The sequence below is a fragment of the Amycolatopsis sp. SID8362 genome (assembly GCF_010550475.1).
In the GTDB taxonomy this organism is placed as follows: Bacteria; Actinomycetota; Actinomycetes; order Mycobacteriales; family Pseudonocardiaceae; genus Amycolatopsis; species Amycolatopsis eburnea.
Window position 1 is genome coordinate 1 of sequence record NZ_JAAGNB010000894.1, and the last position, 1,260, is coordinate 1,260.

1 protein-coding gene is annotated in these 1,260 nt (G+C 75.4%); it reads right to left on the bottom strand.

Annotated features, from left to right (window positions below):
• A partial coding sequence (locus G3I65_RS27750) for an acyl carrier protein (protein WP_239071483.1) occupies nucleotides 1-1,260 on the bottom strand: 1,260 nt, incomplete at both ends.

Consider the following 1,260-nt stretch of genomic DNA (forward strand, 5'->3'; position numbering starts at 1 on the left):
CCGTTGGACGCGCCGTCCTGGTTGACCGCGGTGCCGCGCACGACGGCGAGCACTTCGTGGCCGTGGCGGCGGGCGTCGGAGAGCCGTTCCACCACGAGCACGCCGACGCCCTCGGACCACGCGGTGCCGTCGGCGCTGTCGGAGAACGCCTTGCAGCGCCCGTCCGGGGCGAGCCCGCCCTGGACGCTGAACTCGACGAACGACACCGGGCTGGTCATCACCGTGACCCCGCCGACCAGCGCCAGCGAGGATTCGCCGCTGCGCAGCGACTGCGCGGCCCAGTGCAGCGCGACCAGCGACGACGAGCACGCCGTGTCGACCGTGACCGCCGGGCCCTCCAGGCCGAGGGTGTAGGACAGCCGCCCGGACAGCACGCTCGCGGTGGTGCCGGTGGCCACGTGACCGGCGACGTCGGAGCCGGAGCCGAACAGCAGGCCGGTGTAGTCCTGGCCGTTCGTGCCGACGAACACCCCGGCGGCGGAGCCGCGCAGCCCGGCCGGGTCGATCCCGGCCCGCTCCAGCGCCTCCCACGACGTTTCGAGCAGGAGCCGCTGCTGCGGGTCCATCGCCAGCGCCTCGCGCGGCGAGATCCCGAAGAACCCGGCGTCGAAGCCCGCGACGTCGTGGAGGAAGCCGCCCTCCAGGGTGGCGGAGGTGCCGACACCGCCGCGGGCGTCGGCGAGCGCGCCGAGGTCCCAGCCGCGGTCGGCGGGGAACTCCGAGATCGCGTCCCCGCCCGCGGCCAGCAGCTCCCAGAACGCCCGCGGCGAGGTGACCCCGCCGGGGAACCGGCAGCTCATCCCGACGATGACGACCGGGTCGTCGGACACCGCGCCCGCGCCGGCCGCCGCGACGGGGACGTCCCCGAGGGAACCGAGGAGCTCCCCGAGCAGGAAGCCGGTCAGTTCCCGCGGGGTCGGGTGGTCGAAGACCAGTGACGAGGGCAGGGAAAGGCCGGTCGCCCCGGCGATCCCGTTGCGCAGCTCGACCGCGGTGAGCGAATCGAAGCCGAGGTCCTTGAACGCGGTGTCCGCGCCGACGTCCCGGGCGTCGGCGTGGCCGAGCACCTGGGCGACCTGCGTCCGCAGCAGGGCGAGCAGGAACGGCGCGCGCCCGCTTTCCGGCAGGTCACGCAGCCGCCGGGGCAGCCCCTCGTCCGCACCCGGCCCGGGCACCGGCCCCGCCTGCGGCAGCTCGTGCAGGAACGGGTTCGGCCGCCCGGCGGTGAACGCGGGCACGAACCGGGTGAAGTCGATGTCG